This window comes from Mesorhizobium sp. M0408 (genome assembly GCF_040321495.1).
Classification (GTDB): domain Bacteria; phylum Pseudomonadota; class Alphaproteobacteria; order Rhizobiales; family Rhizobiaceae; genus Mesorhizobium.
Genome location: NZ_JAMYRO010000002.1, coordinates 23,393 through 49,236 on the forward strand (window position 1 = coordinate 23,393; position 25,844 = coordinate 49,236).

Annotated in this window: 28 protein-coding genes; 10 read left to right on the forward strand and 18 right to left on the reverse strand. The window is 62.4% G+C overall.

Going from position 1 to position 25,844, the window contains the following annotated elements:
- Positions 1–214 precede the first annotated feature (214 nt).
- The 4 genes from selD (at position 215) to NKI67_RS02225 (ending at position 3,954) form a co-directional block, all read left to right on the forward strand.
- A complete protein-coding gene (selD, locus tag NKI67_RS02210; protein ID WP_352644299.1) occupies positions 215–1,291 on the forward strand; it encodes a selenide, water dikinase SelD in 1,077 nt (358 codons plus the stop codon).
- A gap of 468 nt (positions 1,292–1,759) precedes the next feature.
- Positions 1,760–2,128 carry a sigma-70 family RNA polymerase sigma factor family protein gene (locus NKI67_RS02215; RefSeq protein WP_352644301.1) on the forward strand — a complete coding sequence of 123 codons (369 nt, stop codon included), beginning with the start codon at positions 1,760–1,762 and terminating at the stop codon, positions 2,126–2,128.
- A complete protein-coding gene (locus NKI67_RS02220; protein ID WP_352644303.1) occupies positions 2,125–2,814 on the forward strand; it encodes a DUF899 family protein in 690 nt (229 codons plus the stop codon). The genes NKI67_RS02215 and NKI67_RS02220 overlap by 4 nt, the downstream gene beginning before the upstream one ends.
- Positions 2,815–2,946: 132 nt before the next feature.
- Positions 2,947–3,954 carry a hypothetical protein gene (locus NKI67_RS02225; RefSeq protein ID WP_352644305.1) on the forward strand — a complete coding sequence of 336 codons (1,008 nt, stop codon included), beginning with the start codon at positions 2,947–2,949 and terminating at the stop codon, positions 3,952–3,954.
- On the opposite strand, the gene NKI67_RS02230 is transcribed toward NKI67_RS02225, so the two are convergent.
- From NKI67_RS02230 to NKI67_RS02255, 6 genes are all read right to left on the reverse strand, one after another.
- Positions 3,876–4,604, reverse strand: coding sequence for a cysteine desulfurase family protein (locus tag NKI67_RS02230; protein ID WP_352644307.1), 729 nt, complete (start codon positions 4,602–4,604; stop codon positions 3,876–3,878). The two genes, NKI67_RS02225 and NKI67_RS02230, sit on opposite strands and share 79 nt — an antisense overlap.
- Entirely contained in the window at positions 4,601–4,954 is a 354-nt protein-coding gene (locus NKI67_RS02235) for an aminotransferase class V-fold PLP-dependent enzyme (protein WP_352644309.1), read from the reverse strand. The genes NKI67_RS02230 and NKI67_RS02235 overlap by 4 nt, the downstream gene beginning before the upstream one ends.
- Positions 4,955–4,958: 4 nt before the next feature.
- Complete coding sequence (locus NKI67_RS02240; protein WP_352644310.1) at positions 4,959–5,312, reverse strand: DsrE/DsrF/TusD sulfur relay family protein; 354 nt, start codon at positions 5,310–5,312, stop codon at positions 4,959–4,961.
- Between the two features lie 487 nt (positions 5,313–5,799).
- The gene (locus NKI67_RS02245) at positions 5,800–6,237 is read right to left on the reverse strand and encodes an EF-hand domain-containing protein (protein WP_352644312.1); all 438 of its coding nucleotides are present in this window, start codon (positions 6,235–6,237) and stop codon (positions 5,800–5,802) included.
- A 184-nt stretch (positions 6,238–6,421) separates the two neighbouring features.
- On the reverse strand, positions 6,422–7,714 hold the full coding sequence (locus NKI67_RS02250) for an MFS transporter (RefSeq protein WP_502909315.1): 1,293 nt from the start codon (positions 7,712–7,714) through the stop codon (positions 6,422–6,424).
- 9 nt (positions 7,715–7,723) lie between these two features.
- Positions 7,724–8,464, reverse strand: a complete 741-nt coding sequence (locus NKI67_RS02255) for an MBL fold metallo-hydrolase (protein ID WP_352644315.1) — start codon at positions 8,462–8,464, stop codon at positions 7,724–7,726.
- Positions 8,465–8,537: 73 nt separating this feature from the next.
- On the opposite strand from NKI67_RS02255, the gene NKI67_RS02260 reads away from it, so the two are divergent.
- Entirely contained in the window at positions 8,538–9,206 is a 669-nt protein-coding gene (locus NKI67_RS02260) for an ArsR/SmtB family transcription factor (protein ID WP_352644317.1), read from the forward strand.
- A 23-nt stretch (positions 9,207–9,229) separates the two neighbouring features.
- Positions 9,230–10,078, forward strand: a complete 849-nt coding sequence (locus tag NKI67_RS02265) for a nucleoside phosphorylase (RefSeq protein ID WP_352644319.1) — start codon at positions 9,230–9,232, stop codon at positions 10,076–10,078.
- Between the two features lie 538 nt (positions 10,079–10,616).
- On the opposite strand, the gene NKI67_RS02270 is transcribed toward NKI67_RS02265, so the two are convergent.
- The 7 genes from NKI67_RS02270 to NKI67_RS02300 form a co-directional block, all read right to left on the reverse strand.
- The gene (locus tag NKI67_RS02270; RefSeq protein WP_352644321.1) at positions 10,617–11,495 is read right to left on the reverse strand and encodes an SMP-30/gluconolactonase/LRE family protein; all 879 of its coding nucleotides are present in this window, start codon (positions 11,493–11,495) and stop codon (positions 10,617–10,619) included.
- A gap of 35 nt (positions 11,496–11,530) precedes the next feature.
- Entirely contained in the window at positions 11,531–12,493 is a 963-nt protein-coding gene (gene kce, locus NKI67_RS02275) for a 3,5-dioxohexanoate:acetyl-CoA acetone transferase (protein ID WP_352644323.1), read from the reverse strand.
- A complete protein-coding gene (locus NKI67_RS02280) occupies positions 12,490–13,437 on the reverse strand; it encodes a 3-hydroxyacyl-CoA dehydrogenase (RefSeq protein ID WP_352644325.1) in 948 nt (315 codons plus the stop codon). The genes kce and NKI67_RS02280 overlap by 4 nt, the downstream gene beginning before the upstream one ends.
- 9 nt (positions 13,438–13,446) lie before the next feature.
- A complete protein-coding gene (locus NKI67_RS02285) occupies positions 13,447–14,253 on the reverse strand; it encodes an SDR family oxidoreductase (protein WP_352644326.1) in 807 nt (268 codons plus the stop codon).
- Between the two features lie 13 nt (positions 14,254–14,266).
- The gene (locus NKI67_RS02290; RefSeq protein WP_352644328.1) at positions 14,267–16,339 is read right to left on the reverse strand and encodes an ABC transporter permease; all 2,073 of its coding nucleotides are present in this window, start codon (positions 16,337–16,339) and stop codon (positions 14,267–14,269) included.
- The gene (locus tag NKI67_RS02295; RefSeq protein ID WP_502909316.1) at positions 16,336–17,874 is read right to left on the reverse strand and encodes a sugar ABC transporter ATP-binding protein; all 1,539 of its coding nucleotides are present in this window, start codon (positions 17,872–17,874) and stop codon (positions 16,336–16,338) included. Before NKI67_RS02295 ends, NKI67_RS02290 begins: the two co-directional genes overlap by 4 nt.
- Before the next feature lie 72 nt (positions 17,875–17,946).
- Positions 17,947–19,074, reverse strand: a complete 1,128-nt coding sequence (locus NKI67_RS02300) for a sugar ABC transporter substrate-binding protein (protein WP_352644330.1) — start codon at positions 19,072–19,074, stop codon at positions 17,947–17,949.
- Between the two features lie 240 nt (positions 19,075–19,314).
- On the opposite strand from NKI67_RS02300, the gene NKI67_RS02305 reads away from it, so the two are divergent.
- Complete coding sequence (locus NKI67_RS02305; RefSeq protein ID WP_352644332.1) at positions 19,315–19,995, forward strand: GntR family transcriptional regulator; 681 nt, start codon at positions 19,315–19,317, stop codon at positions 19,993–19,995.
- A gap of 140 nt (positions 19,996–20,135) precedes the next feature.
- Here NKI67_RS02305 and panC read toward each other — a convergent pair whose 3' ends face one another.
- On the reverse strand, positions 20,136–21,095 hold the full coding sequence (gene panC / locus NKI67_RS02310) for a pantoate--beta-alanine ligase (RefSeq protein ID WP_352644334.1): 960 nt from the start codon (positions 21,093–21,095) through the stop codon (positions 20,136–20,138).
- Complete coding sequence (panB, locus tag NKI67_RS02315; protein ID WP_352644336.1) at positions 21,092–21,928, reverse strand: 3-methyl-2-oxobutanoate hydroxymethyltransferase; 837 nt, start codon at positions 21,926–21,928, stop codon at positions 21,092–21,094. The genes panC and panB overlap by 4 nt, the downstream gene beginning before the upstream one ends.
- A 448-nt stretch (positions 21,929–22,376) precedes the next feature.
- On the opposite strand from panB, the gene NKI67_RS02320 reads away from it, so the two are divergent.
- Positions 22,377–22,688: a hypothetical protein gene (locus tag NKI67_RS02320; RefSeq protein WP_352644338.1), complete on the forward strand. Its 312-nt coding sequence runs from the start codon at positions 22,377–22,379 to the stop codon at positions 22,686–22,688.
- 866 nt (positions 22,689–23,554) lie between these two features.
- Positions 23,555–23,884 carry an FCD domain-containing protein gene (locus NKI67_RS02325; RefSeq protein ID WP_352644340.1) on the forward strand — a complete coding sequence of 110 codons (330 nt, stop codon included), beginning with the start codon at positions 23,555–23,557 and terminating at the stop codon, positions 23,882–23,884.
- Between the two features lie 41 nt (positions 23,885–23,925).
- On the opposite strand, the gene NKI67_RS02330 is transcribed toward NKI67_RS02325, so the two are convergent.
- The 3 genes from NKI67_RS02330 to NKI67_RS02340 are packed head-to-tail and all read right to left on the reverse strand — an operon-like array spanning position 23,926 to position 25,279.
- Positions 23,926–24,342, reverse strand: coding sequence for a hypothetical protein (locus NKI67_RS02330; protein ID WP_023722279.1), 417 nt, complete (start codon positions 24,340–24,342; stop codon positions 23,926–23,928).
- On the reverse strand, positions 24,339–25,001 hold the full coding sequence (locus tag NKI67_RS02335) for a nucleotidyltransferase domain-containing protein (RefSeq protein ID WP_352644342.1): 663 nt from the start codon (positions 24,999–25,001) through the stop codon (positions 24,339–24,341). Before NKI67_RS02335 ends, NKI67_RS02330 begins: the two co-directional genes overlap by 4 nt.
- A gap of 35 nt (positions 25,002–25,036) precedes the next feature.
- Complete coding sequence (locus tag NKI67_RS02340) at positions 25,037–25,279, reverse strand: hypothetical protein (RefSeq protein ID WP_352644344.1); 243 nt, start codon at positions 25,277–25,279, stop codon at positions 25,037–25,039.
- Between the two features lie 379 nt (positions 25,280–25,658).
- On the opposite strand from NKI67_RS02340, the gene NKI67_RS02345 reads away from it, so the two are divergent.
- Complete coding sequence (locus tag NKI67_RS02345; protein WP_352621744.1) at positions 25,659–25,838, forward strand: hypothetical protein; 180 nt, start codon at positions 25,659–25,661, stop codon at positions 25,836–25,838.
- Positions 25,839–25,844: the final 6 nt, after the last annotated feature.

Here is a 25,844-nt window from a genome sequence, read left to right on the forward strand (position 1 = left end):
TGAAACAGCTCCCGCGGGTCGGGGCGCCTTTCGATCGATACCCAATGACGGCGATGCCTCGCACGCCGGATACGGTGCTTGCCTTTCCTAACTTAATGAAATCCGCTGAGAGCAAGCGTGCTCCAAACGCGCTGTGCGTTGGCGCGATCGTATTTTCCATTCCGGTTGACCTTGATCCCTACTAAAGCGTGCCAGCAGAGGAGGCTCGACGACTATGGCAATCGCCCTCTCGCCCGAAAAAACCGATGCGCCCGTTGTGCGCCTGACCAGCCTCGCCCATGGCGGCGGTTGCGGCTGTAAGCTGGCACCGTCAGTGCTGCAGCAGCTTCTCGCTAATCCGGCGGCTGCCAGTCCCTATCATCAGCTTCTCGTCGGCACGGAGACCGGCGACGATGCGGCAGTCTGGCAACTCGACGGCGCGACTTGCGTCATCGCGACCACCGACTTCTTCATGCCTATGGTAGATGACCCCTACGATTTCGGCCGGATTGCCGCAACCAACGCCCTGTCCGATATCTATGCGATGGGTGGCCGGCCGATCATGGCGCTGGCGATCCTCGGGATGCCTCTGGACAAGATCCCGATGCTCATGGTCCGCGAAATCCTGAAAGGTGGTGAAGCTGTCTGCGCCGACGCCGGAATCCCGGTTGCAGGTGGCCACTCGATCGACTCGCCGGAGCCGATTTATGGCCTCGCAGTCATCGGCACATGCCGACCCGGAGATATCCGACGCAATTCTGACACCAGGCCGGGTGACGCCTTGATCCTGACGAAAGGGCTCGGCGTCGGCATCTACTCCGCCGCCATCAAGAAGCAGGCGCTTTCCGAGAGCGGCTATCGCGAAATGATCGCCTCCACCACCCTTCTCAACCGGATCGGATCGGAGCTGGCGCAGGACGCGAGCGTCCACGCCGTCACCGACGTGACCGGATTTGGCTTGCTCGGACATGCCCTCGAGATGGCACGCGGTTCCGGGTGCACGCTGATAATTTGCAGCCACGACGTGCCGCTCTTTTCCGAAGCTGCCTCGCTCGCGGTCGACGGCCACGTCACCGGCGCATCGCGGCGCAACTGGGCGAGCTATGGCGACGCGGTAAGCTTACCTCCCGGCATGCCCGAGTGGCGACGCCATCTTCTCACGGATCCACAGACTTCGGGCGGGTTGCTGGTTGCTTGCGAGACCGACCGCGCAGCGGCGCTCGTCGAGAGGATCGTCGCGGAAGGTTATCCTTTGGCTCGCATCATCGGCCATGCCAGACCCGGCGCGCCGACAATAGTAGTAGAGGCCTGAACGGCCGCTCCGCTTCCCCGCCAGATGACGGGGCGCGCCCTCCAGTCCGCGGCACTCCACCTCCTGCCACCACTGGATCGGCAGGCAAAGACGCCGCCTGCCCTGTCCACGCTGGATTGGCGGCGAACGCTGCGACTGCTTTGGTGACCGGATGATCCGAGCGAGCCTGAGTTCGCCAGATCATGACTGGGCGCCAGGCACGAGCTTGAAACATCAGCTCCTCTATCCGGAGAATCTCGTTCCACTTGGCCATGCGTTGGAACGCGTGATCGAACCACTTTTTCCCGCCAAGTATCGCAGCGCTTGCTCCGATTGTGCTGGCTAGACCGGCGTTTGCCGCCATGGCGACCGGCAACTTGACCGTGCGCAACATGATCCAAGCTGAATGCAAGTTCAGACTGTCAGCGATCTGGATTTCGGCACGAGGGGTGTCGTCAATATCGATCAGTCCAACACCGTTGGCGTGCAATGCACGACGTGCAAACTTGTAACGTCGGCGTGAGTGCCGGCGACAGCGCCGGCGCTACTATCGCGGCTCGCAAATTGACTGGCCCGCGTCCGCAGTGGTACGACAGCCTTGATGCCTTCCGCCGCGGCAGCGACAACCACGCCGCGCCCGGGCCGCATCTCCTTGTCCCGGCCGCGGCGAACCTACAGCCCGCCGTCGCGGTGTACCTGTGCCCGCCGGGCGAGCCGGGCTACCATCCGTTCGCCCTGTGCGTCCTGCACCTCGAGGACGGACGGGTCGCGGAGGCCGTCGACTTCCAGGTGCCGATGAGATTTCTGCTCCCGCGCGGTTTCAACAAGGACGAGGTCGAACATAGGAAGATCGGATGAAGGTCGCGACTGAGCAGGAGTGGCAGGCCGCCCGCAAGGAGCTGCTGGCGGCCGAGCAGGAGCTGGCGGCGCACGAACAGCGCGTCACCAAGCAGCGGCGTGAGTTGCCCTGGGTTCCGGTCGAGAAGCACTACGCCTTCGCCACCGACGACGGGCCCAAGTCCTTGCCGGAGCTGTTTGATGGCCGCTCGCAGCTCCTCATCTATCACCTGATGTTCGGGGAGGACTGGAAGATGGCGTGCCCGGGCTGCACCTCGGTCGGCGATGGGCTGGGCGGCATGATCACGCACGTGAACGACCGCGACGTGACGCTCATCGCGATGTCGCTGGCGCCGCTGGAGAAGCTGATGGCAACTAAGGCACAGCGCGGGTGGACGATGCCCTACGTGTCGGCCTGCGGCGACGACTTCCTGTTCGACTACGGCTTCGCATTCCGCCGGGAGGAGATGTCCGGAATCGCCCGCGACGAGTTCGACATGGGGCAGCTGCTCCGCGAGGCGCCGCAATGGCTGCAGGATTACCGGGACGACGTCGGTGCGCCGGACCTCCAGTCGGCCGTGTCGGTGAGCGCAGGGTGGAGCGTCTTCGCGATGGAGGACGGAGCGGTCTACAACACCTACCGCCGCTATCCGCCGCTGGTGGGGCCGCCCTACGCGCCGTTGCTCGAGTTCGTGCCAAAGCCGTGACATCCGCAACTTCGGTGCGCACGCCCGCCTGATCGATGCGGTCATGTAATCCCCATAGGACGGAGCTGCTGCCTGATTTGCTTCTAACATCACACTTGCATAATAACACTAACGAGGTTAGCGTGCAGATCAATGTTAGAACGTGACCGGATCAGCACTGAAGGAGCGTTCGCCGAGACGCTTGAGCGCTATCTCGGAGATACGCTTCATGACCACGTTCGGGTTCAGGAATCTACAGCCCCACAAAACCTTCCTTCATTCCTCGATCGGGCCTACTATTTCTACGAAGCGCGGATAGCGGGAAGACGGTGCGTCTTCCTTGCCGCCCTGGACAGTGCCGCTACCCCTTCCGACATTACCAAGCACGTCGGTTTGGTCCGCAACTCGATTGACGCAATCGTCATATTCGCTGCTCCATCACTGAGCGCACACAACCGCGCACGCCTGATCGGTCAACGCGTCCCATTCGTCGTTCCCGGGAACCAGCTCTACATCCCTGACCTCGCCATGGATTTGCGTGAGCATTTTCGGGCCCCCAGACAGCGGCATGACGACGGTCTATCACCGGCGGCGCAAGCTGTGTTGTTCGACCATCTCTTGCGGCACGCCGACAAGGCGATGATCCCGTCGCTCATTGCCGCGCGACTGCGCTACTCGGCAATGTCGATCGGTCGTGCTTTCGACGATCTGGCTGCATCGGGCCTCGCACGCACCGAAAAGCACGGCAAGGAAAGACACATCCGATTCAAGGCGGAAGGACGCCAGCTGTTCGAGGCAGCGCGCGATCTCCTCCGCAGCCCGGTACGCGCGGTGAAATTCGTCCGAGGCGATCACTCCCAGGCACCGCTCAAGCAGGGGGGCGAATGGGCGCTTGCCGCGCTGACCGATTTGTCCCGGCCGTCGATAATTACCTACGCCGTCGCCGCCGGCAACTGGAAAGCCATCGCGCAAGCCTCCGGCTTCGTTGAAACCTCCCGCGATCAAGCCGATCTCGTCATCGAAACATGGTCGTACGACCCTGCCGCCTTGTCTGATACCGACACCGTGGACCCGCTGTCACTTTATGCGCAGTTCAGGGACCACCGTGACGAGCGTGTCTCCATGGCGGCAGAACATCTGTTGGAGAACATCGCATGGTAACCGGCATCGAGAAGTTCCGGGAGCATTTCGCCCAACATGAGGATCACTACGCGATCATCGGCGGGGCCGCGTGCGACCTGCTCTTCGATGCCCGCAACGAGTGAAGGCGTCGGTTCAATATTCTGGTTCAGCCGGAAGAGATTTGAAGGATCGAAGCGGGCTTTAAGCGCCGCAAGGCGGTTGTATTTTTCTGCGCGATCGCGCAGAGCCTGGACGCGTTCCATTGGCGCGAGGTCCTGCGCCAAGATGCAGGCCGCGCCGAGGCCGACAGCGAGCAGTGCGCTCTCGGTGCCGGCGCGCCGGCCTTGCTCGTGGCCGGCGCCGTGGATCAGGGGCTCCAACTCGACACCTCGGCGGACATAGAGGGCGCCCACACCCTTCGGTGCGTAAAGCTTATGACCGGCGATCGTGAGCAGATCGACGCCGAGTGCATCGACCCTAATCGGAATTTTGCCGACCGATTGCGCGGCGTCCGTATGAACGCGGATGTCGTGCTCCCGGGCGATGGCGCTGATGTCCTCGATCGGCTGGATCGTGCCGACCTCGTTGTTGGCGTGCATCACGCTTATCAGGACGGTGCGCGGGGTGATGGCACGGCGCACGGCTTCGGGATCGACCCCACCCGTCGAGCCGACGGGCAGATAGGTCACCGTCGCGCCAAGGCGCTCGAGAAACCGACAGGGGGGCGAGAACGGCGGGGTGCTCGACCGGCGGTGGTGATGATGTGCTCGCCCTTGTGCTTGAGCGCGAAGAACGTGCCCTTGATGGCAAGGTTATTGGCCTCGCTGCCGCCGCTTGTGAACACGATCTCGTCGGGCGCCGCGCCGAGCAGCGTGGCGACCTGGCCGCGGGCGCGCTCCAGTGCGGCCTTTGCCGGCGTGCTCGCCCAATGGCCGCTGGACGGATTGCCAAAGGCTTCGTCGAGGAAGGGTTGCATTGCCGTTGCCACCGCGGGATCGATCGGCGTGCTGGCGTTGTAGTCGAGATAGATCTGAGCCATCGGATCAGAACACCAGTACTTTGTCGGCGGCGATGATGGCGGCCGCGAGTTCATTCATTGTACTGCGGCTTGCATCAGCCATGACATCGGCTTCAGTCAGGCCGCGCGCGTCCATGCAAGTGCCACACAGCAAGATCTGCCCCTTGCCGGCAATTGCCCCCTTCAGCATGCACTCGACATTGTAGTAGCCGTCGGCAGTCTTCTGACCCGCCTTTGCGGCCACCACGGCGTCGGCCATCAGGAACACTGTGACTCCGGTTCCGCGCTCGTTCTTGATGAGAGCAAGAGCCAGGCGCAGGCCGTTGTAACACTGCTCGGTGCCATAGGGCGGGTCATTCAGGATGAACCGGATCTGCACAGGTGTCCCTTTCTTCGGTTCTTCGAATGCGCCTCCATCAAAAGGCGACTTCCGCAACCATCAGCCGTGCGACGAGCCCGCCCTATTCGCCGAGAACGCGGCGCCGCTCCTCGAACTCTATTTGTCGATCTCGCCGCGCGCAAAGCGCTCTTTGAGAATGTCGAGCGGCGTGCGGCCCGGCAGCGTGTGATGCGGTGGCGCCGTTGTCTTCACGGGCCGCCGACCCAGCGGACGACACGGCCGCGATCAGCACAGCGAGAAAGAGGATCATGAACAGCGGCCCGAAAATCATGGGCCAGCCTCCACCCCACCCCATCATATGAGGCCCCCCGTGCGTATCGTTCGGCGTCCGAAAGTGCCTGAGCCCACAGAGCATTTGGCGGGAGGACCGCGCCCGCAGCGACGAATATCGGAACCAGAACCTTCATCATGGATCAGCATTGGATGGGCGGCGCGGCCGCGAAGCTCGCCCGCGCCCGACGTGCGGCTACTCCCGCATGAAGGTCTGAACCTCCTCGGGCGTCACTTTGCCGTCCTTGTCTGCGTCGACCTTGTCGAAGATTCGCTTTTGGATGGTCGTAATCTCCTCGAAGGAAAGCCCGCCGTCGCCGTTCGTGTCGGCAATGGCGAACATGATCTTCATCATGTGCCCGTGCATGCGCATCATTGGCATGCCTCCCATCATCCCTTGACCCATCATGCCTTGGCCCATCATTCCAGGAGGCATCCCGCCGGGCTGAGCGGGCTGTGCTCCTTGGTCCTGTCCCGCCGCATCTCCAGGCTCAGCAGGTGGGGTGGCCTGTGCAGTCCTCGAATCGGGGTGGTGCGGGTCGACGGCGGTTGTTTGCCCGGCGTCTGCGGCCGTCATGCCGGTGGCGATGGTGGCAGCTAACGCAGTCGCGCGTGATAGTGCAGTCAACGTCATGGGAACCTCCTTCTTGTGCAGAGCTCAGCGGAACCCGTTCCAACCCGCTTGCGGCTGCGGCTTCCAAACGCAAAAACCGGCAAGTCGCGGTCGCGATTTGAACCGCAGTCTAGGTCAAAAGCAGCGCGGCGAATTTGCGCCGGATCAACTGCTCGGCCAGTCGGACTTCGATCTGCTATCATCGTCAGGTTGCCCGCCTCGAGGATGGATGCGGCATCGAAGACGCGCGAGAGAGAGCGGGTTCGCGCATCGCGACGGCCACGACCAACCCCGAGAGAAATGTCAGGGCGGCAATCGAAGCGATCGCCCACGAAAAACCGAAGCGATCGGCGATGAGCCCGGCGGAGAGCGCGCCGATCGCGTAGCCGAGGTCGCGCCAGAAGCGGTAGACGCTCAGCGAGCGGGCGCGCCAGGTCGGATGCGAGGCGTCGGAGACGGCGGCGATCAAGCTCGGATAGACCATGGCGGTGCCGAGGCCAAGAAGGAGGCTGCCGACGAGCCACCACTCGAACTGGCGCGTTGCGGCCGTGAGGAATAGGCCCGCGGCTTGCACCCACATGCCGGCGACGATCAGGCCCTTGCGGCCCCAACGGTCGCTCAACGGGCCGGTTGCGATCTGCAAGATGCCCCACGTCGCGGGATAGATCGCCTTCAAAATGCCGATGCGCTCGACGCCGAGGCCGAAGGAGGCGAAGAACAGCGGGAAGATACCCCAGCTCATGCCGTCATTAAGGTTGTTGACGAGGCCGGCCTGCGAGGCGGCGAAGAGATTACGGTCCTTGAACGACGTGAGCGCGAAGACTTCCCGGAAACGGATCGGCGCAGCCTTCTGCGTGTGCGAGGAGGCCTCCAGCCGGACATGGTCTCGCGTATCGCGCACCAGCAGGATCGACAACGCGGCTCCCAGCATTGCATAGCCGATGCCGAGATAGATCGGCGCCGGGCGCAAGCCATATCGCGAGGCGACATAGCCAGTCAGAAACGCGGTCACGCCGACGGCGAGATAGCCGGCGAACTCATTGAGGCCGACGGCCAAGCCGCGCGACTTCGGTCCGACGAGATCGACCTTCATGATCACCGTCATCGACCAGGCAAGCCCCTGGTTGATGCCGAGAAGCGCGTTGGCGGCGATGACCCATTCCCAGTTCGGCGCCCAGATAATCATGAAGGGAACCGGCAGGCCAACAAGCCAGCCGAGGACGAGAACGCGCTTGCGGCCCCAGATATCGGCGAGTTGCCCGGAGACGAGATTGGCAAAGGCCTTCACCAGGCCGAAGCTGATGATGAAGGAGACGACGAGCGTCGTCGAGGTGATGTGGAACTCCTCGGCGCCGATGAGCGGCACAACGGTGCGCTCGATCCCGACCATGCCGCCGACGAAGGCGTTGATCAGGATGAGCAGCGCGAACTGCGGCCAGTTCTCTCTAAGGCCCAGCCTGACTGCCGAGCTCGCCGACCGAGAATCCGATTTTGCCACTCTCATCGGTCAGGCCGCGGCAGCCGTGTGGCTGGAATTGGCGGTCCTGATCTGCGCGGCCTGCGGCGGGGCCGGCGGAATCTCGGCGAGCATGAAGCAGATGAACTCGGCCTCGTCCTCGATTCCGAAGGCCTCGTTATGGCGCTTCTCGAAGCCGATGGTGGACCAGGGCTTGCCGCTCAAACGCCGGCCGCAGACCGAGCCGGCATAGGCCCCGGAAAGGACTTCGACATGGTCGGGAAGAGCCTTGAGGCGGCCGGCGCTCCGGAAGAGGTCTTTGGCACCTTCTTCGGCGCTGACCGCTAGCTCGGTGCGGCCGAGATCGCCGACCATCAGAGTGTGGCCGGTCAACACAAACCAGGGCTCGGCGGCCCGCGTGCGGTCGCTCACGAGCAGGCAGATGTGCTCAGGCGTGTGCCCGGGCGTATGCATGACCGTCGCGCTCACGTTGCCGAGCGGGAGGACGTCGCCGTCGCGTACTCCTCTGAACGGGAACGAGACGTCCGCCTCGGTCGACAGCACGTACTCCGCACCGGTAGCCTCGGCGAGCGCGCGGCCGGCGGAGAGATGGTCGGCGTGAACATGCGTGTCGATGACGAAATGAATGCGCATGCCGGCGTCTTCAGCTGCGCGCAGGTAAGGCTTGATGTCGCCGACTGGATCGACGACGGCTGCGGCCGACTTGCCGCCACAGCCGAAAAGATAGGAGATGCCGACCGGATCTGTGTGGAGGAATTGGCGAAGGATCATGGGGTTGCACTCCCTGCTGCGAAGGGTTAGAAACATTCAATCATTCCGCTGACTGTTCCACTGAGGAGCTGCCGTGTCAAGCATCGGACCGAAACAAGCGATCTACGAAAGCCTCGCCGAGGTGGCGCAGGCGCTCGGCCATGCCCACCGGCTCGAGCTTCTGGAGCACCTGGCGCAAGGGGTGCGCAGCGTCGAGGAACTCTCCGCGCGAACCCGCCTGAGCTTCGCCAACACGTCGCGCCACCTGCAGATCCTGCGGCGCGCGCGCCTCGTCGAGACGGCGCGCCGCGGCAAGCATGTGCTCTACAACCTCGCCGGTGATGCCGAGGTGGTGGCACTGATCAAGGCGCTCGGCCGTGTCGGCGAGCGAAACGTGGCCGAGGTCGACCGCGTGATGGCCGACTACTTTCGTGCGCGCGATGCGCTGGAGCCGGTGTCGCGCGAAGACCTGGTCTCGAGGCTGCATGACGGGGCGGTCACGGTTCTCGACGTGCGGCCGGAGGATGAGTTTGCGGTCGGACATCTCCCGGGCGCCCTCAACATCCCGCTGGCCGAGCTGGAGCGCCGCCTGGGCGAGCTTCCGGCAGATCGGGAAGTGATCGCCTATTGCCGCGGCCCTTATTGCGTTCTCTCGTTCGAAGCGGTCGCCGCCTTGCGAGAGCGGGGTTATCTCGTCCGTCGGCTTGAGGACGGCTATCCCGAATGGAAGGCTGCAGGGCTGCCGGTCGAAGCGGTTGGCTGAAACGAGACACACGCGCTAGTCCCATGGATCGGAAAGCAGGCGAAACGGGAAGAGAGGGCGCGGCGTGGCCGATCGTGAACGGCAAGGACCATGCGTCTCCCTCCGTGTTCCGGCCGGAGGCTCTGCTGCGCGAAGCGCGTCGACAGAAGGAACTGCCGCTCATCGCCGTTCCTCCAGTGTGTGTCCTCGATCCCGATGGCGACGTGGTGCGGCACCTCAGACGAACGGGCACGGGACGAATCCATGAGGGGTGGGCCTGCTACCACACCGAGCTTCTTGCCTTCGATCTCGACGACATCGGCGAGATCGGCATCATCGGCTGCGCGGTGGGCGCTCCCTTTGCAGTGCTCGTGGCCGAGCAGCTTTTTGCGTCGGGCTGCCGCCTGCTCGTCAGCGTTACGTCCGCTGGCCAGGTCACCGACAACGGAGCGACGCCCTACTTCGTGCTGATCGATCGCGCCCTGCGCGACGAGGGCACGAGCTACCACTATCTTCCGCCAGCGACCTTCGCCGAAGCCCCCGACGCAGGGCTTCTCGCTGGCATCGAGAGGGCTTTGTCGGGTCTTTCCGGCGTCACTGTCCATCGCGGTGCGACCTGGACGACGGATGCGCCCTATCGCGAAACCGAGATCGCGATTGCGTCTGCACGGGAGCTGGGCGCGTTTGCCGTGGAAATGGAGGCTGCCGCCCTGTATGCGTTTGCAACCGCGATGAAACGGTCGGTCGTCTGCTTCGCGCATGTAACCAATGCCATGGCGCGGAGTGAAGGCGACTTTGAAAAAGGCGAGGCGGACGGAACCACGGCAACGCTCGCAGTCATCGCGGCGACGGCGCGCGCCTGGTCGACCGCTGCGATCGCCGCCGAGAAATGAGCAGATGCGGGGCGCCTATGCGGCGCCCTCGACGATTTGCGCGGCGCCGAACGACCCGGCCTAGCCATCTCTCCGTCATCGATGGACTTTGCGACGCCGAGAATGGACGCCGCATCCACCGCAACAAATCGGTCGAAAAATATTGCACGCGGCCTTTCCGCATTCGCGTCCGTCGCCTGATCCAATGCTCAAGTCCGGCATGTTGCCGAACCTGATCAGAGGAAATTTGAGAATGAAAACTGCAATCTTTGTCGCGATCGGTGCCGAGCCACTCGATCGCGTTGAACTGGACGAGACCGCTGTCCGTGCAGCTTGTGGTCGATGACGAAGCGGTTGATGGCGGAAACCCACATGCCTCAACACGGGACTGGTGATGGCTCGCGCAGCGCCTGCCGTGCTGCCGCCATTGGTGCTCTTAGTTCCTGACACGACCCCACGCCAGAACCGCACGGCACGAGCTTCCAGCGCCGGTTGCCCTGCGGCGGGAGGTTGGGGTGGCGCCAAGAGGCGGGGAGAATGATCGCCATTAAACACCGATTTATGCGGCAAATCTTGGCTCCGGAACTCCCGTTGCACCCAGGCCGGTGATGGCAAAAAGGCTGCCGCGCAAGACACCGTCGCTTGGAAAGCGCGGCAGCGGCGGCTTGGCCATCGAAGTGACGTACAGGGTGTCGAGCTTCGGCCCGCCGAACATGACGCTGGTGATCTTCTTGACGGGCATGTCGATGATGCGATCAACGCTGCCGTCGGGCGCGTAACGCACCAGCCTGCCGTCATAGACCAGCGCGTTCCACAGGAATCCTTCCGCATCGACGGTCGAGCCGTCAGCCGCCCCTCCCCTGCTGGTATCGACGCGGGTGAAGGTGCGCCGGTTGTTGGCGGCACCCGTTTCGATATTATAGTCGTAGGCCCAGATCTCGCCGGTCCAGGTGTCGGCGAAATAGAAGGTGCGGTCGTCCGGGCTCCAGCACGGACCGTGCGAGCAGATGATGCCGGAATCTATTCTGGTAACGGAGAAATCCGGATCGAGCCGGTAGAGCCCGCCGGAGGGTCCCTCTTCCATCGTGTCCATTGAGCCGGCGAAGAAGCGGCCGCGCCGATCGACCTTGCCGTCATTGAGCCGGTTCATCGGCCTGTCCGGCTCCGGATCGTGAATCGGCGTCACCTCGCCGGTGGCGAAATCAAGCAGATGGAAACCGCGCTGCAGCGATACCACCGCGCCACCGCCGTCCTTGCGCAATGCCATCGAACCGATCTTCATCGGCACGTCCCAGCAACGGATCTCGCTCCCGTCGGCGGTCGCCCGAAACACACGCCCGTCGAAACTGTCGATCCAGTAGAGGCGCTCCTGTTCAACGTCCCACAGCGGTCCCTCGCCCAGCGTGGTCTTCACGTCCACCACGACTTCGATCTTCATGCCGTCCTCCTCTGTTCGAACCTTGCAGAAACCGGTCAGAACGCGACCTGGTCGCCGCCTTTCAATGACAGGATTTCGCGGGCCTCGTCGGGCGTTGCCACTTCCATGCCGAGGCCTTCGATGATCTTGCGGGCGAGCACCACCTGCTCGGCATTTGACTTGGCAAGCTTGCCCTTGCCGGCCCACAGACTGTCTTCGAGCCCAACGCGAATATTGCCGCCAAGCGCTGCCGATTGTGCGGCTATGCGCAACTGGCTGGCGCCCGCACCCAGAACCGACCAGCGAAACTGATCGCCGAACAGGCGATCGGCGGTACGCTTCATATGGGCGACGTCTTCCGGATGGGTGCCGATGCCGCCGAGCAGGCCGAACACCGACTGCACGAAGAACGGCGGCTTCACCAGCCCGCGATCGGCGAAATGGGAGAGATTATAGAGATGGGCGATGTCGTAGCACTCGAACTCGAAGCGCGTCCCATTGTCATAGCAGGTTGCCAGTATGTATTCGATGTCCTTGAACGAGTTGCGGAAGACCAGATCACGCGTCGCTTCCAGATGCGGCTTTTCCCAATCGAACTTGAACGTCTCGTATTTGCCGACGAGGTGATAGAGCCCGAAATTGATCGAGCCCATGTTGAGCGAGGCGACTTCCGGTTTGAACTGGGCGGCGGGCCGCACACGCTCCTCGACCTTCATGTAAGGACTGCCGCCGGTGGTGATGTTGATGGCGGCATTGGTGCCTTGCTTGACGCGCGGCAGGAAACGCGCGAACGCCTCTGGCGTCTGGTCGGGCTTGCCGGTCTCGGGGTCGCGGGCATGCAGATGCAGGATCGCCGCACCCGCCTCTGCCGCCGCGATCGCCTCGCGGGCGATCTGGTCCGGCGTGATCGGCAGATAGGGCGACATGGTTGGCGTATGGATCGCCCCCGTCACCGCGCAGGTGATGATGACCTTGCCGCTGGGTTGCTGGGCGCCGGGCTTGCGGCTTGTTTGCGTCATCGTCCAAACTCCTGATCCGATTTTTTCTTGTGCGCCGCCAGTGCCATCAGCCGGCGGTCGCGCCAGACCTGCCGTTCGCTGAGTTCTTCCCGCGGCAGCCGCTTGCGGCGCTCGGCCTCGACAGTCTCCATGACTTCGCCGGCCCAGTCGACGCGGCGCAGCATCTGCGGGAAGATGTTGGAATAGATCGTCTGATAGCGCTCGACATAGTCGCGCACACCACCTGGTGCATTGAGGTCGATCGTCTCGAACGGACCCATGAACGACCAGCGCAGCGCCAGCCCGTCTCGCAAGCCAGTGTCGACGTCCTCGACGCTGGCATAGCCGTCGGAGACAAGCCGGAATGCCTCCTCCAGCAGTGCGCCTTGCAGGCGGTTCATGATGAAGCCGTCGAGCTCGCGCTTCATCACCAGTGGCGCATGGCCCGCCTCGACAAGAAAAGCGCGGGTCCTTTCCACCGTTTCGGCGGAGGTCCATGGCGCCGGCACGACTTCCGCCGCCGGGATGAGATAGGGCGGATTGATTGGGTGCACGACGAGGCAGCGGTGCCGCCCCTCAAGATGATCGGTGAATTTCGACGGCAACAGCGCTGAGGTGGAACTGGCGATCACCGCCTGCGGACCGGCAAGTGCGTCGATCCGGGAGAACACTTCCCGCTTCACCTCGAGGTTTTCCGGCGTGTTCTCCTGGACGTGGACGGCATCGGCCAAGGCGTCGCCAAGCTCCGCCACAATGGTGATGCGGCCAAGCACGGCATCGACCGCCTGTCCCCGCAGCAAATCGTTGGCGGCAAGGTCGCCGAGCACGCCAGCGATATAGTCGCGCGCACCGCTGGCCGCGGCCGGCGCCTGGTCCCACATGCGCACATCATGGCCTGCACGAGCGAAGCTGATCGCCCACGCTCGCCCGATGAAGCCGCTTCCGACAATTGCTGCCTTCGCCATGATCTCCCCTCAGAGTGTCTCAACGTTGCCGTCGACGCCGAGCGACTGGCCGGAAATATTGACGCCCGCATCGGAAAGCAGGAAGGCGACCATCGCGGCAACATCGTATGGGCTGGTCATGCGGCGCAGCGAGATGTTTTGCAGATAGCGCTGCGTCATCTCCTCGTTTGAAACGCCGAGCTGCTTTGCCCGGTCGGCAATGACCTTGTCGATGCGCGGCCCTTCGATGATGCCGGGCAAGATGGCGTTGACCCTGATCCCATGCGGTCCGAGTTCCTTGGCAAGACTCTGGGTCAGGCCGACAACGCCGAACTTGGCAGCCGAATACGGCGTGCGGAACGCGTAGCCATGGCGGCCGGCGGCGGAAGACATTGAGACGATCGAGCCCCCGCCCGCCGCCTTGATCAGCGGCACGGCACGCCGCGCGCACAGGAACTGGCCGGTCAGGCAGATATCTATGCAGCGCCGCCAGTCTGCCGGATCGATCTCATCGACCCCGCCGGTCGGCCCGGCAATGCCGGCATTGTTGATCAGGGCGTCGAGCCCGCCGAGCTTCTCCTTGACGGTCTCGAACAGCCGGTCGACATCGTCGTCGCGAGAGACGTCGGCCTTGACCGCGGCGGCAAGCGCTATCTTATTCGGAGCGGCAGCCAATGCTTCGTCGGAAATGTCGCAGATCACGACACGCGCTCCGAGCCGCGACAGCGTCTCTGCAATGGCAAACCCGATGCCGCCGGCACCCGCCGTCACCAGCACGCGCTGGCCTTTGAGCCCGGTCAGGAATTCGTCCGCCGATGCCGGTGCGCTTGAGCTCATCGTTCCATTCCTTTCACTGAATTCGCCTTTCGCGCAGCGCCATGACGGCACCGAGCACCACCAGCCCAAACAGGATCGCCCGCGTTGCATAAGGCAGCGTCGTGCCGGCGAGCAGCATCTGCAACGCGGTCAAAAGCAGCACGCCCCCCAGCATGCCGAGATAGTGCCCGCGTCCGCCGGTAATCAGCGCACCACCGACGACGACTACGGCGATCGAGGGCAGCAGATAGTCGTCACCCATGCCGAGGCTGGCCTGGCCGGAAAAGCCGGTCAGCATGATGCCGACGAGCCCGGCGCAGACCGCCGACAGCACATAGATGAGGATGAGCGTGCGCCCGACCGCGATGCCGGAGAGCTGGGCGGCGCGCAGGCTGTTGCCGATGCCATAAACCCGGCGGCCGAAAGCGGTGCGGCCGAGCAGCAGCACGGCAAAGACGACGAACGCGATCATGAACAGCACCACCGGCGTCACAACGAATACCTTCCCGGTCATGAACCAGCGCAGCATCGGCGAGGAGAAGCCGGCCGGCGTACCCTGCGAGTAGAGCAGCGCGACGCCTTGCAGAATGCCGTTGGTGGCCAGCGTCATCACGATCGGCGAAATGCCGAGGAAGACGATGCCGATGCCGTTGGCAAGACCGATCAGGCAAGCGATGAGCAGCACCGCCGGCAGCGCATAGGCAAGTGCAGCATCCGAGCCGTTGACCATGCCGGCAAGCAGGATGCCCGAGAGACCGATCGTCCACGGCACCGACAGGTCGAGCCCGCCGGTGAGGATTACGCTGCCTTGCCCAAGAGCGAGGATGGCGAGGAAGCTCGACAGCACGAACAGCGAGTTCCAGTAGGTGACGTTGACAATGGCGCGTCCGAGCCAGATCTGGGTGACGATCACGACGATGGCCAGGCAGACATAGGCCGGCAGCGCATAACGCAGCGTCTCGGCATTGCGGATATGGAAGGCCGGCTGCGGCGCCTGCTGATCGTTGGTGCTGCCACGCGCGATTCTCAGCCGCCGGTCGGTGCGATCGATCTGCGAGGGCAGCATTCCGGCGCGCCATGCGGCCAACCGCGCCCGTAGCGCACGCAGTTGGCGGGCGAGTACGGAGCCATGCGACAGCGAGCCGGCAAGCACGGCAAGGATCAGGATTGTGCCCTCGGCGATCGTCGAATAATAGGCCGAGACGTTGAGTACGAGCAGGATGTTGACGACCATCATCAGTATGTAGGCGCCAAAGACAGTGCCAACCGGCCCGCCTTGACCGCCGCCCAGCCTTGTACCGCCGACAACGACCGCCGCGAACATCGACAGCAACAACGGGTTGCCGACGAGCGGATCGCCGCTGCCGGTCTGGGCACTGATGAAGACGCCGGCAAGCCCGTAGCAGCCGCCGGCTACGACGTAGACCAGGAAGCGCACGAGAACGACGCGCACGCCGACCGATGCGGCCGCATCCGGATCGCTGCCGATCGCATAGAGAGCCGTCCCGAAGCGTGTGCCTTTGAGCCAGAACCAGCCGAGCAGGACGACACCAATAACCACCAGCGGCATCGGTATCCAGCCGGCGATGGCATCACCGAGATAGAAGGCGCCAAGATCGGGAGAGACGAAGCCGCCCGGCTTGTCCATAACCAGCAGCGTTACCCCCTGTAGGATGAACATGGTCGACAGCGTGACGACGATTGGCTGCATGCGCAGGACGGCGATGAAGAAGCCGTTGAAGGCGCCGACCAGCATGCCGACACCAATTCCGGCCAAGGTCCACAGCGCGACACTGGTGCCGGTCGCCATCGGATCCATGCCTTTTGCCAGGACGACATTGACCAGCGAGATCACCGAGCCGGCGGACAGGTCGAAACCGCCGGACAGGATGACCACGGTCTGGCCGATCGCCGCCAGTGCCGAGGTGGCGCCGCCGCTGGAGAGAAACGAAATGTCGAAATAGGTGAGCCGCCCGGCACTGACCAGATCGACGATAACCAGGAGCACCGCAAAGACGATCGCCGCGATGATCGCGCCGCTGTGCCGCGCGAGAAGCCGCGACAATGTCGCGGCCGGTGCCGCGGCGGGCAAACTCGTCACGCTCATTCCGCCGCCTCCCGGACCAAGTCGCCGTGTCCCAGCGCCGGTCGCATGATCGCGCCTTCCGTGATGTCGTTGCCGGCAAGCTCCGCCACCAGGCGACCGTCATAGAGGACGAGCACCCGGTCGCATTGATGGACCAGCTCGGGAATTTCGGTTGAATGCAGAAGGATCGAGCCGCCGGCCGCCACATAGTCGCGCATCATCACATAGAGTTCGTGCTTGGTGCCGACATCGATGCCGCGGGTTGGGTCGAAGAGCAGCAGGATGCGGCTTTCGGCGACCAGCCATTTGGCGATGGCGATCTTCTGCTGGTTACCGCCCGAAAACGCCCCCGCCCTCGTCCACATGGCGCGGTGGTCGACCTCGACCGTCGAGAAGGCGGACTGTACGGCCCGCGCCTCCTCGTGCCTGCTGATCAGGCCAAATCGGGTAAAACGCGCGACGACCGGCAGCGATACGTTCTGCCGGCCCGAGAGTTTCAGGAACAGGCCTTCGGTCTTGCGGTCCTCGGGTACCAGCCCGATCGCCATGTTGGGCTTGAGCGCATCGGCGGGCGATCCAAGCCAAACCATGCGGCCGTCGACCAGGACATGGCCGCGCTCGATCTCGGCCATGCCGAAGCAGGCGAGGAACAGGTCGAGCTGGCCCATGCCCTGAAGCCCGGCAATGCCGAGGATCTCGCCCTTGCGTAGGTCGAAACCGACGCCGTCGAGCTTCCTCCCGGCCTTGAGATCGCGCACGCCGAGTACCGGAGGACCGAAGACGGCCTCGCTTTCGGGTTTCGGCGGAAAGGTCTGGGCGATGCTGCGACCGATGATCTTTTCGATCACTTCTCCATCCGGGACGTCGGCAACCGGCGCCGTCACGATATGACGGCCGTTCCTGAGAATGGTCAGCATATCGCAGAAGGCCCGCACCTCGCGCATGCGATGGGTGATGAACACGACCGTTGTGCCGGCGGCCTTAAGTCGCGCGATGATGCCGCCCAGCCATTCGACATCGCCGCCCGACAGCGTCGAGGTCGGTTCGTCGAGCAGGAGGATGCGCGGCTTGCGATAGAGCGCGCGCGCGATCTCGATCTTCTGGCGGACGGCGAGATCGAGGGTCGCGACCTCGGCATCAAGATCGACCGAAAAGCCGAGATCTGAAATGTGCTGGCGCACCGCCTTGCGCGCGGCCGACCGCTTGATTAGGCCGATCGGGCCGACAGGCGCGTAGGGCAGCAGCATGTTGTCGAGAACGCTGAGATCGCGCACCAGCGTCATTTCCTGGAAGGCTGTCTGCACGCCTTTGGCGTGCGCGGCGCGCGGCGAACCGAGTGGCGCCGGTTCACCAAGAACGGTGATTTGCCCTTCGTCGGGCCGCACCAGTCCCGACAGCAGCTTGACGAGCGTGGACTTGCCCGCACCGTTCTCGCCAAGCAAGGCATGCGCGCTGCCCGAAGCGATCTCGAAGGAAACGTCATCGAGGGCGACTGTTGCGCCAAACGCCTTGCGGACGCCCTGTATGCCGACAGCTGTCGAATGCGCTGACATCATGATCCCAGTCCCGGCCTGCATGAAAGGTGCGTGGAGCGCCTCGCAAGCACCCCACACCCACTTCGGGAGGGCCTACTCCTCGGGCTGGCCTACAAGGGCGGCCGCGAGACCGATTTCCGGTGTCTGATCGGAGAAGATCGAGGCGAACCAGCCTGGGTTCGAGACCAGCGACGGTTTGAACGCGTTGCAACCAGCCTTCATCTCCGCCCAGGTGCCTTCGTCACAAAGCTTTATCGTCTCGTTGGTGACGACCGGCAGTGGCAGGATCGTCTTCTTGGCAACCTCCTTGCCGTCAAGCGCCTCGACCGCAAGCTTGAGGGCCAGCGCACCGGAATAAGGCGGCGACGCGTAGGAAATGCGCGGCGCGCCGAGCGGCGCATAGGGAGAGGTCGCGCCCTCGACCTCCGTGCCCTCCGGCAGCATCTGGATACGCCCGCCATTGGAACCCTCGCCGGCGCAAGGCAGGAGTTCGCTGACCTTTTTGCCGGCCTCGAGCTGCATGGAATTGGCGGTGAAGCAGCCGACCTGCATCCACAGCCCGTTGATGTCGTCCCAACTGCGCGTCGCCAATATCTTGGAAAGTTCGGTACGGGCCACCGCCTGGCTCCACATGCCGACAGCCTCGCCGACGATCTTGATGTCGGGATGCTTGGCAAACACCTCCTTCGCGGCCTTGGTGCGCAGATCATCGACCGAGGTGCCGGGAACGCCGGTCACCGCGATGATGTTGCCCTTGCCATTGAGCTTCTTGACCAGCCACTCCGCCGTCACGCGGCCAGCCTCTTCCTGGTCGATATGGACGTTGTAGGCGCAAGGCTCCGTGATCTCGGCATCGTAGGCAAACACCTTCACGCCCTTGTCGCAGGCGTTCTTCACCACCTGGTTGAGCGCGGTCGGCGAGATCGGGAAGATCACGATGGCTTCGGCGCCTGCCTGGACCATGGCATTGATCTGCTGGATCTGGCGCTGTGCGTTCGGCCCCGCAACCTGGACCTGGAGGTCCACCTTGTCGGCCATGCTCTTGTGCGACGCCATCGCCTTGACCATGTTGGCGGCCTCGGCCTGCCAATCATTGCCGATGAAGCTCATGCTGAGAAATATCTTGTGCTTTCCGGCCGCTTCGGCGGCGGACGTACCAAGAACGCAAACAGCCATGCCGGCAAGCAGCGCAAACCGCCGGGCTTTCGATCCGATACCCATTCAAAACTCCTCCCAGTTCAGACGACCGAATGCCTCCCAAGGGCACGAAACGTGCTCCTTGTCATTCGATGCAGCTGACCGTATCATGATTTGATCAAAGATCAATGATGAAAAGCTAATAAGTAAAAGCCGGATAGACCGGCGCTTGACGCGGCAATCCGAACCTTGCATTCCGGGCACAGGCGCCGGGTAGGACAAGAGCGTCGCCGTATGTCGCCGTATGGGGAAAGGTAGGCAGAGATGGCTGGGGCGGCATTCAGGAAGCCGGGCGTCGAGATCACGCCGCTTTCCAGGGAAACCCTGCAGGACAGGGTTTACCGGCACGTCACCGAGTTGATCCTCGACGGCAGTATCGTTCCAGGTGAAATGGTGACGGTGCAGAGCCTTGCCGACGCCTTCGGCGTCAGCCCGATGCCGGTTCGAGAGGCACTGCGGCGTCTGAGCGCCGCCAACGCCCTGATGGTGGTTTCGGGCCGTTCGATTGGTATCCCTGCATTAAGCCGCGCGCGGCTTATCGATCTCAGGAACGTCAGGTTCGAAATTGAGGCGATCGCCGCCGCATGGGCCGCCGAACGCATGGACGATCAAGGCGTGATGCTGCTGCGCCAGCATCTGGACGCACTCGAACAGGCCAATGCCGCCGGCGACGTCAAATCCTACCTCAGGGCTAACTACGCCTTTCACTTCTCCATCTATCGGGCCGCGGGCTCGGAAAACATGCTCAACATCATCGAGAACCTGTGGCTGCAGATCAGTCCCTATTTCAACATGCTGCACGATTCCGGAAACTATTCGACCGCCAACCAGCACCATCAGCAGATGTTTGCAGCGCTGCGAGACCGCAACGCGGAAGCGGTCCGGGCCGCGGTTCGCGCTGACATCGACGCGGCTTTCACTGTCCTGATCAAACTGCTGAAATAGGGTGAGGTCGCCAAGCGCGACATGGCAGGACGGTGATGCTCACCACGAACCGAACCGCCGAGCATCAGCGGGCATTTCCGGCGCCCTGCTGCGGTGATTCATCCAGAAGGGACGATCCAGCGCTCACAGGGCCGAGTTGGTCAGGGGTAGCGCTTGCCAGAGCCTACAAGCTCATCCTTAATCGCTGGCGTTGCGGTGTGACCGTCGGCACGGGTGAAGGCATGCCCGAGCGGCTTGTCAACAAGAACGGGAGACGGCAGTGTTCTGACGTTATCAATGAGCCGCGTCTCGCCGAGCCAGGCCGCTGCAAACAGGCGTGCCGGCCGATCCAGGCTTGCTATCGGTTGCAGATCTGCCTCGCCACGGAGTTCCAGGTACTCGACCTCGCGATAGCCCGCGGACAGGATCGCTGCGCGCGCTTCGGCAAGCGTTGGCAGGACGGGAGAGCCGTTCGAGAGCCCCGACGCCGTATCGAGTAGGACCGATGCTAGCCTTGGGGCGACGGCGCGCTCTGCCGGCGAGAGCCGGACATTGCGCGATGACAAAGCGAGACCATCGGCTTCCCGGACTGTCGGACAGGGGACGACGGTGATCGGAATATCCAGGTCCCGGACCATGCGCCTGATAAGTTGAAGCTGCTGGAAGTCCTTCTCTCCGAAAAAGGCGAAATCAGCGCCGGTCTGCAGGAAGAGTTTTGCAACGACGGTCGCCACCCCATCGAAATGGCCGGGCCGGAACGCACCGCACAGGCTTTCACTGACGCCGGACACGGACACGGTCGTGGCGAAGCCGTCAGGATACATCTCAGTCGCATCCGGAACATAAAGCAGGTGGGCGCCCAGCCGCGTGAGCTTTGCAGCGTCTTCGTCTTCCGTGCGGGGATAGGCGGCAAGATCCGCCGCACTGTTGAACTGCTTGGGATTGACGAACAGCGTCACGATCACGCGATCGGCCTTTTGAAGCGCAGAACGCACGAGACTCAAATGCCCTTCATGCAAGGCTCCCATCGTAGGCACCACGGCGATATTGACACCGGAACGGCGCCATCCCGCCACAGCGGTACGAAGCTCGGCAATGGTGCGGACGATCGGCGCGCTCACGCGGCTTCTCCGGCCTGCGGCGCGTCGGCGAAGAGATGTTCGGCCGCCGGAAAGCGCCCTTCCCGCACATCAGCCGCGTAAGCCGCAATGGCACCTTCGGCCTCTGAGCCCAGTTCGGCATAGCGCTTGACGAATTTCGGACGAAAACCGGTGAACATGCCCAGAATATCGTCGACGACCAGAACCTGGCCGTCGCAGGCGGCGGAGGCGCCGATCCCGATGGTTGGAATCGTAACCTCCTCGGTTATTCTTCGTGCGAGCGGCTCGGCCAGCTTTTCCAGCACAACGGAGAATGAGCCTGATTCGGCAACAGCGACAGCGTCGCGCAAAATCCTGTCGCCGTCTCCGCCCCTGCCCTGGACCTTGTAGCCGCCAAGCACATTGATCGCTTGCGGTGTCAGCCCGACATGGCTCATGACGGGGATGCCGCGGGCAGTGAGAAAGCGGATCGTGTCAGCCATGCTCTCGCCACCCTCCAGCTTGACCGCGGCGCATCCGGTCTCCGCCATCAGCCGGGCGGCGTTGCGAAAGGCCTGTTCGCAGCCCTCCTCATAGGAGCCGAACGGCATGTCGACGACCATCAGCGCCCGTTCAAGACCGCGGCGCACGGCCTTGCCGTGCATGATCATCATCTCCAGCGTAACTCCGAGGGTTGACGTCAGGCCATGAAGCACCATGCCGACGCTGTCGCCGACCAGGACCACGTCGCAATGCCTATCGGCGAGGCGCGCAACGGGCGTTGTATACGCTGTTAAGCAGACAATCGGCTTCTTGTGCTTTCGGGCCGCAATGTCCGGCGGCGTCAGCGCCTTTGTTTCGACCGCCACACTCACGGCATATTCCCTTGGGTCAAGTTCCAGCGGTGACGGTTTTGCATAGTTCTGTGCAGGTGCGAAGGCCAAAACCGCGCTGCATCAGAAAAGTTTGTGCGTTGCGAAGCAGGCTCTCCGCAAAGCAAGGACAGAGGGCCAGCGTTTCTCTGCTTGGGTGATCCTGCGCGACGACCGTGGTTGCTGATCGGCTGAGCAATCGGGCTCCGGCCGTTTTCAACTCGAACAGTTTAACTGCCGCACGGCGGTTCACGCCAGAAGCGACCTTGGTTGCAAGCCTACCCGAAATGGGTTGTGACGGAAGCATGCGCCCGCACTCCAGACACTACGATTTGAATCAATATCGCTGGTTCGAATCGGTTCCGAAACAAGGTGCACGCTGGCGGCTTTGGCATTTTCCGCATATTAGCAATCCCTTGACTACCGTCAAAGCCGCTCCAGAATCATGGGCATGGCTTGGGAAATTGCGGACATCAATATCGGCGATGAGGTGGCGATCACCGTGACGGTGCTGAAGCTCCTGGACGACGGAAGAGCTAGCGTCAGCATCCCCTCCTATGGTTTTCCGCATTCGATCCCTGCTGCTAAAAAGTCCAAACCAGGTGACGAGCTCCAGCTCACTGGCGAGGTCACGCGGGTCGACGAGGAAAATCGAAGGGTGACCGTGAAAGCTGGCGGGCTAATCACCGTGGATGCCGATACGATCACCGACTGGACGCCTGTCCGCCGCAAAAAGATGTCGCTCACAGATGAGGCGGATTAGCGAACGCAGATCAAACCATCGATGCCGAAGACAAGTCCGGAAGGCCTGGCCGCCCTTGCTCTGGTGCGCGTGGCATCGAGGAGACCTGCCCGGCCGGCGTGCTGCCGATCGAGGAGGCTGTCTTCCTGCTCTTATGGCCAAGAGCCCATGCATGAGGGTGAGGCGCTTGCCAAGGCTATCATTGAAACAGTTGAACGGCTAACTGCTGGCGGGAAGGCAATCGGCCCCAGAGGGCGCACTGTACGAAAATTACCAACTTCGTTAGCCGGGAACAAGCACTCTACATCAAACGTTTTTTTGCGCGAGACTGAACTCTCCTCCGTTCTCCAGTCTGGCTGTAAAGGCCCGCTGCTCTGCACGGGCAGCGGGCCTGAGGGTTCGCACATGCCGCAGCGCCAGCGTACCAATCGCACCTGCCTTAGTCCTTATGATTTGGCTATTTGCCAGCGCGTTTTCGATCGGATTTGCGCAGACGAAGACCTCGACCCTTTAAGCCAACAGGGCAAAATCCTGGCGGAAACGGTAGTGGCGACTTTTCGAAATGCTCACACTGATGAGCGCGAACTGCTAAAGGCAGTCAGGTCTCATCGAGGAAATTGAGCAGCAAAATTTCACCCGACCGACAAGGTCGGGCTTGACCCATTCGGCCTTGTCCCCGGAGCAGGCCCGGGAGCTAACGAGGCCCTAACTGCCAACAAGATAGGCGTCACCGATTGCGGCGTCGCTGTGTTGACGGTCGTTTTGCGCCCTCATCATTCCGCTCTTGCATAGCAGTCCCAGTCTTCAGCCGCTGTTCCCGTAGTCTGGCCGTTTTTGCCTCCCGTGCCGTACGCTCAGTGCGGTCCTTGCTTTCCTGATGAGCAGCCATGCTTCACCTACGTTTTTTGCTGGTGCCCAACCTTCGTCAAAACCCGCTGTTCCACTCCGGATCCTACCTCAGGGCTAACTACGCCTTTCATTTCTCCATCTATCGAGCCGCGGGCTCGGAAAACATGCTCAACATCATCGAGAACCTGTGGCTGCAGATCAGTCCCTTTTTCAACATGCTGCACGATTCCGGAAACTATTCGACTGCCAACCAGCACCATCAGCAGATGTTTGCAGCGCTGCGAGACCGCAACGCGAAAGCGGTCCGGGCCGCGGTTCGCGCTGACATCGACGCGGCTTTCACAGTGCTGATCAAACTGCTGAAGTAACATTCAGGTCGCCATAAGCGACATGCCGCCTCCATTGCTGATCAGACTTCCAGTTCTTTTTCCGCCCACTCCGCGAACTTTTCCAACTTGTCGAGCAAGCTCTCCGCTTCGGGTAATGATTTTGCCCTGATTCCGTATTGAGTTTCGTCCTTCTCATCGAGGATGCTCCGCAACCTGCTGGCCTGCGCTGCAGGAAGGCGATTTCCAAGCGCGTCGCGCATGGTTTTCACCACGGCCGCATGATCCGCGCGGTTGATCTTTCCTGCAAATCGGGCAGTGAGCGCATCGGCGTATGCTATTGCCGCATTCACGATCTGCGACATAGCCGGATTTCCGATGTCACCCGTTCCGGACATTGCCACCTCTAAACGGGCAGCCTTCAAATATGAGCGGGCGATGCGCAATCGCCCCTCGCCAAAGCCTGTCTCGACTGCTTTCGTCGCACCTCTTCTGGTCATGCCAACGCCTTCCGGCGAGTTTTTGTTGCGAGTTCGTCCGGGCGTGAACCCAAGACGAGCAGGGCATTGGCTTCGACCCCGCCCCACCACGGGTCTCGCGTGCTCGACAGCCTTGCCACATCCTCCGGAGTGAGTCCCACGACCGAGGGATTGAAGCCAAGCTTTTGACCTTGGGTCACCAGTGCCTCACGGATTTCTTGGAGCGCGCTTTCTAGCTTTTCGGATGGCGTAACCACTGCGATGTCGAGATCGCTGTCTGGACGGTCCTCGCCCCTCGCTACGCTGCCGTAAATCCAGGCCGCGAGTACGTTCGGCCGAACTGCGGAGACCGCCTCAGTGATTACGGCGCGAATATTGGAATACCGAAGCGCCTCCTGCTCGAAGAGGGCTTCCAGTGATGTCGCCAGCGGATGGCGATCATTCAACCGGTAAAGACGAGCCCTGCCCGTTCCCTCTGAAGATACGATGCCAATCCCTTCCAAGGTTGCGAGAGCAGACCACACGCTTGCCCTTGCAAGCCCGCTACGAGTCGCAAGCAATGGAGAAGAAAGCAAGCCGCCGTGGCGCGACAATTCCCGGAGCAATCTTACGCTTGCTTCGGTGCCGAGCATAATGGTGAGTGGATAGCGCAAAGCGCTTTGAGCGGTCGAGCGTGCCATGGCGCAAGTTCCCTCTGCTGTGGACTCATAGCACATCACTCGTCGGATATCAAATCGGATGTTTTGTTTTCTAAACGAACGTCCTGTTGTCTGAATCCTGGACGGTTGCTGCGCCACGTTTGCATCTGGACCTGATGGGTTTTAGCGGCTTGTTCCAGCCGACCATGTGGCCACGTCATTGGCCCTGAAGCGGCCGACATGGTAGCAGTGCCGCACTCGACGATGAGCAGCATGTTGGCCTTGGCGGCACGCCATACGCACTCCATCGGCCCGGCCATGGTCATTTCCGCGTGGAGTAGTCCTCCGAGAGCGGTAGGAGACCAAGGTTCGGCATGCGGTAGTTAGGCTCCTTCTCCGCGACAGTGGCCAACACCTCGTGCAATTTGTCGACCAGCCCAACCGTTCGCTTTGAGGTTGAGTTGCGCCGAAAGCGCCACCTCGCGAAGGCTTAGTGCTTCCCTTATGATCCCCTCAACGTCCCGAGCAAACAGTCTGTCATACCGGCTTTTTCGTCTGCCCATGCGGCTCTCCATGGCTGTGAGCACCGCCTCACGTGCCGTCAATAAATACGAACCTATTCCTCGCTGAGTCACTTAGTCCTTGACTCTTTTGTTCCGTTTTTGTTCTCTGTGGCCAGGAACGTTTGGAGCAATCGCCATGGACCACATCGTGACACTGGACAGCCGCCAAGAAGCAGCCCTCCAGGCCGTCGCCGACAAATTCATTGCCCAGCACAAGGGCGACGCGGTGAAGGCGCTCAAGGAAATGATCGTACTCAATGGCCACCTTCACGATCGCCTTGACGAACTCTCGGCTCGGCGTCGGGCAAGATGTTAGGAGGGA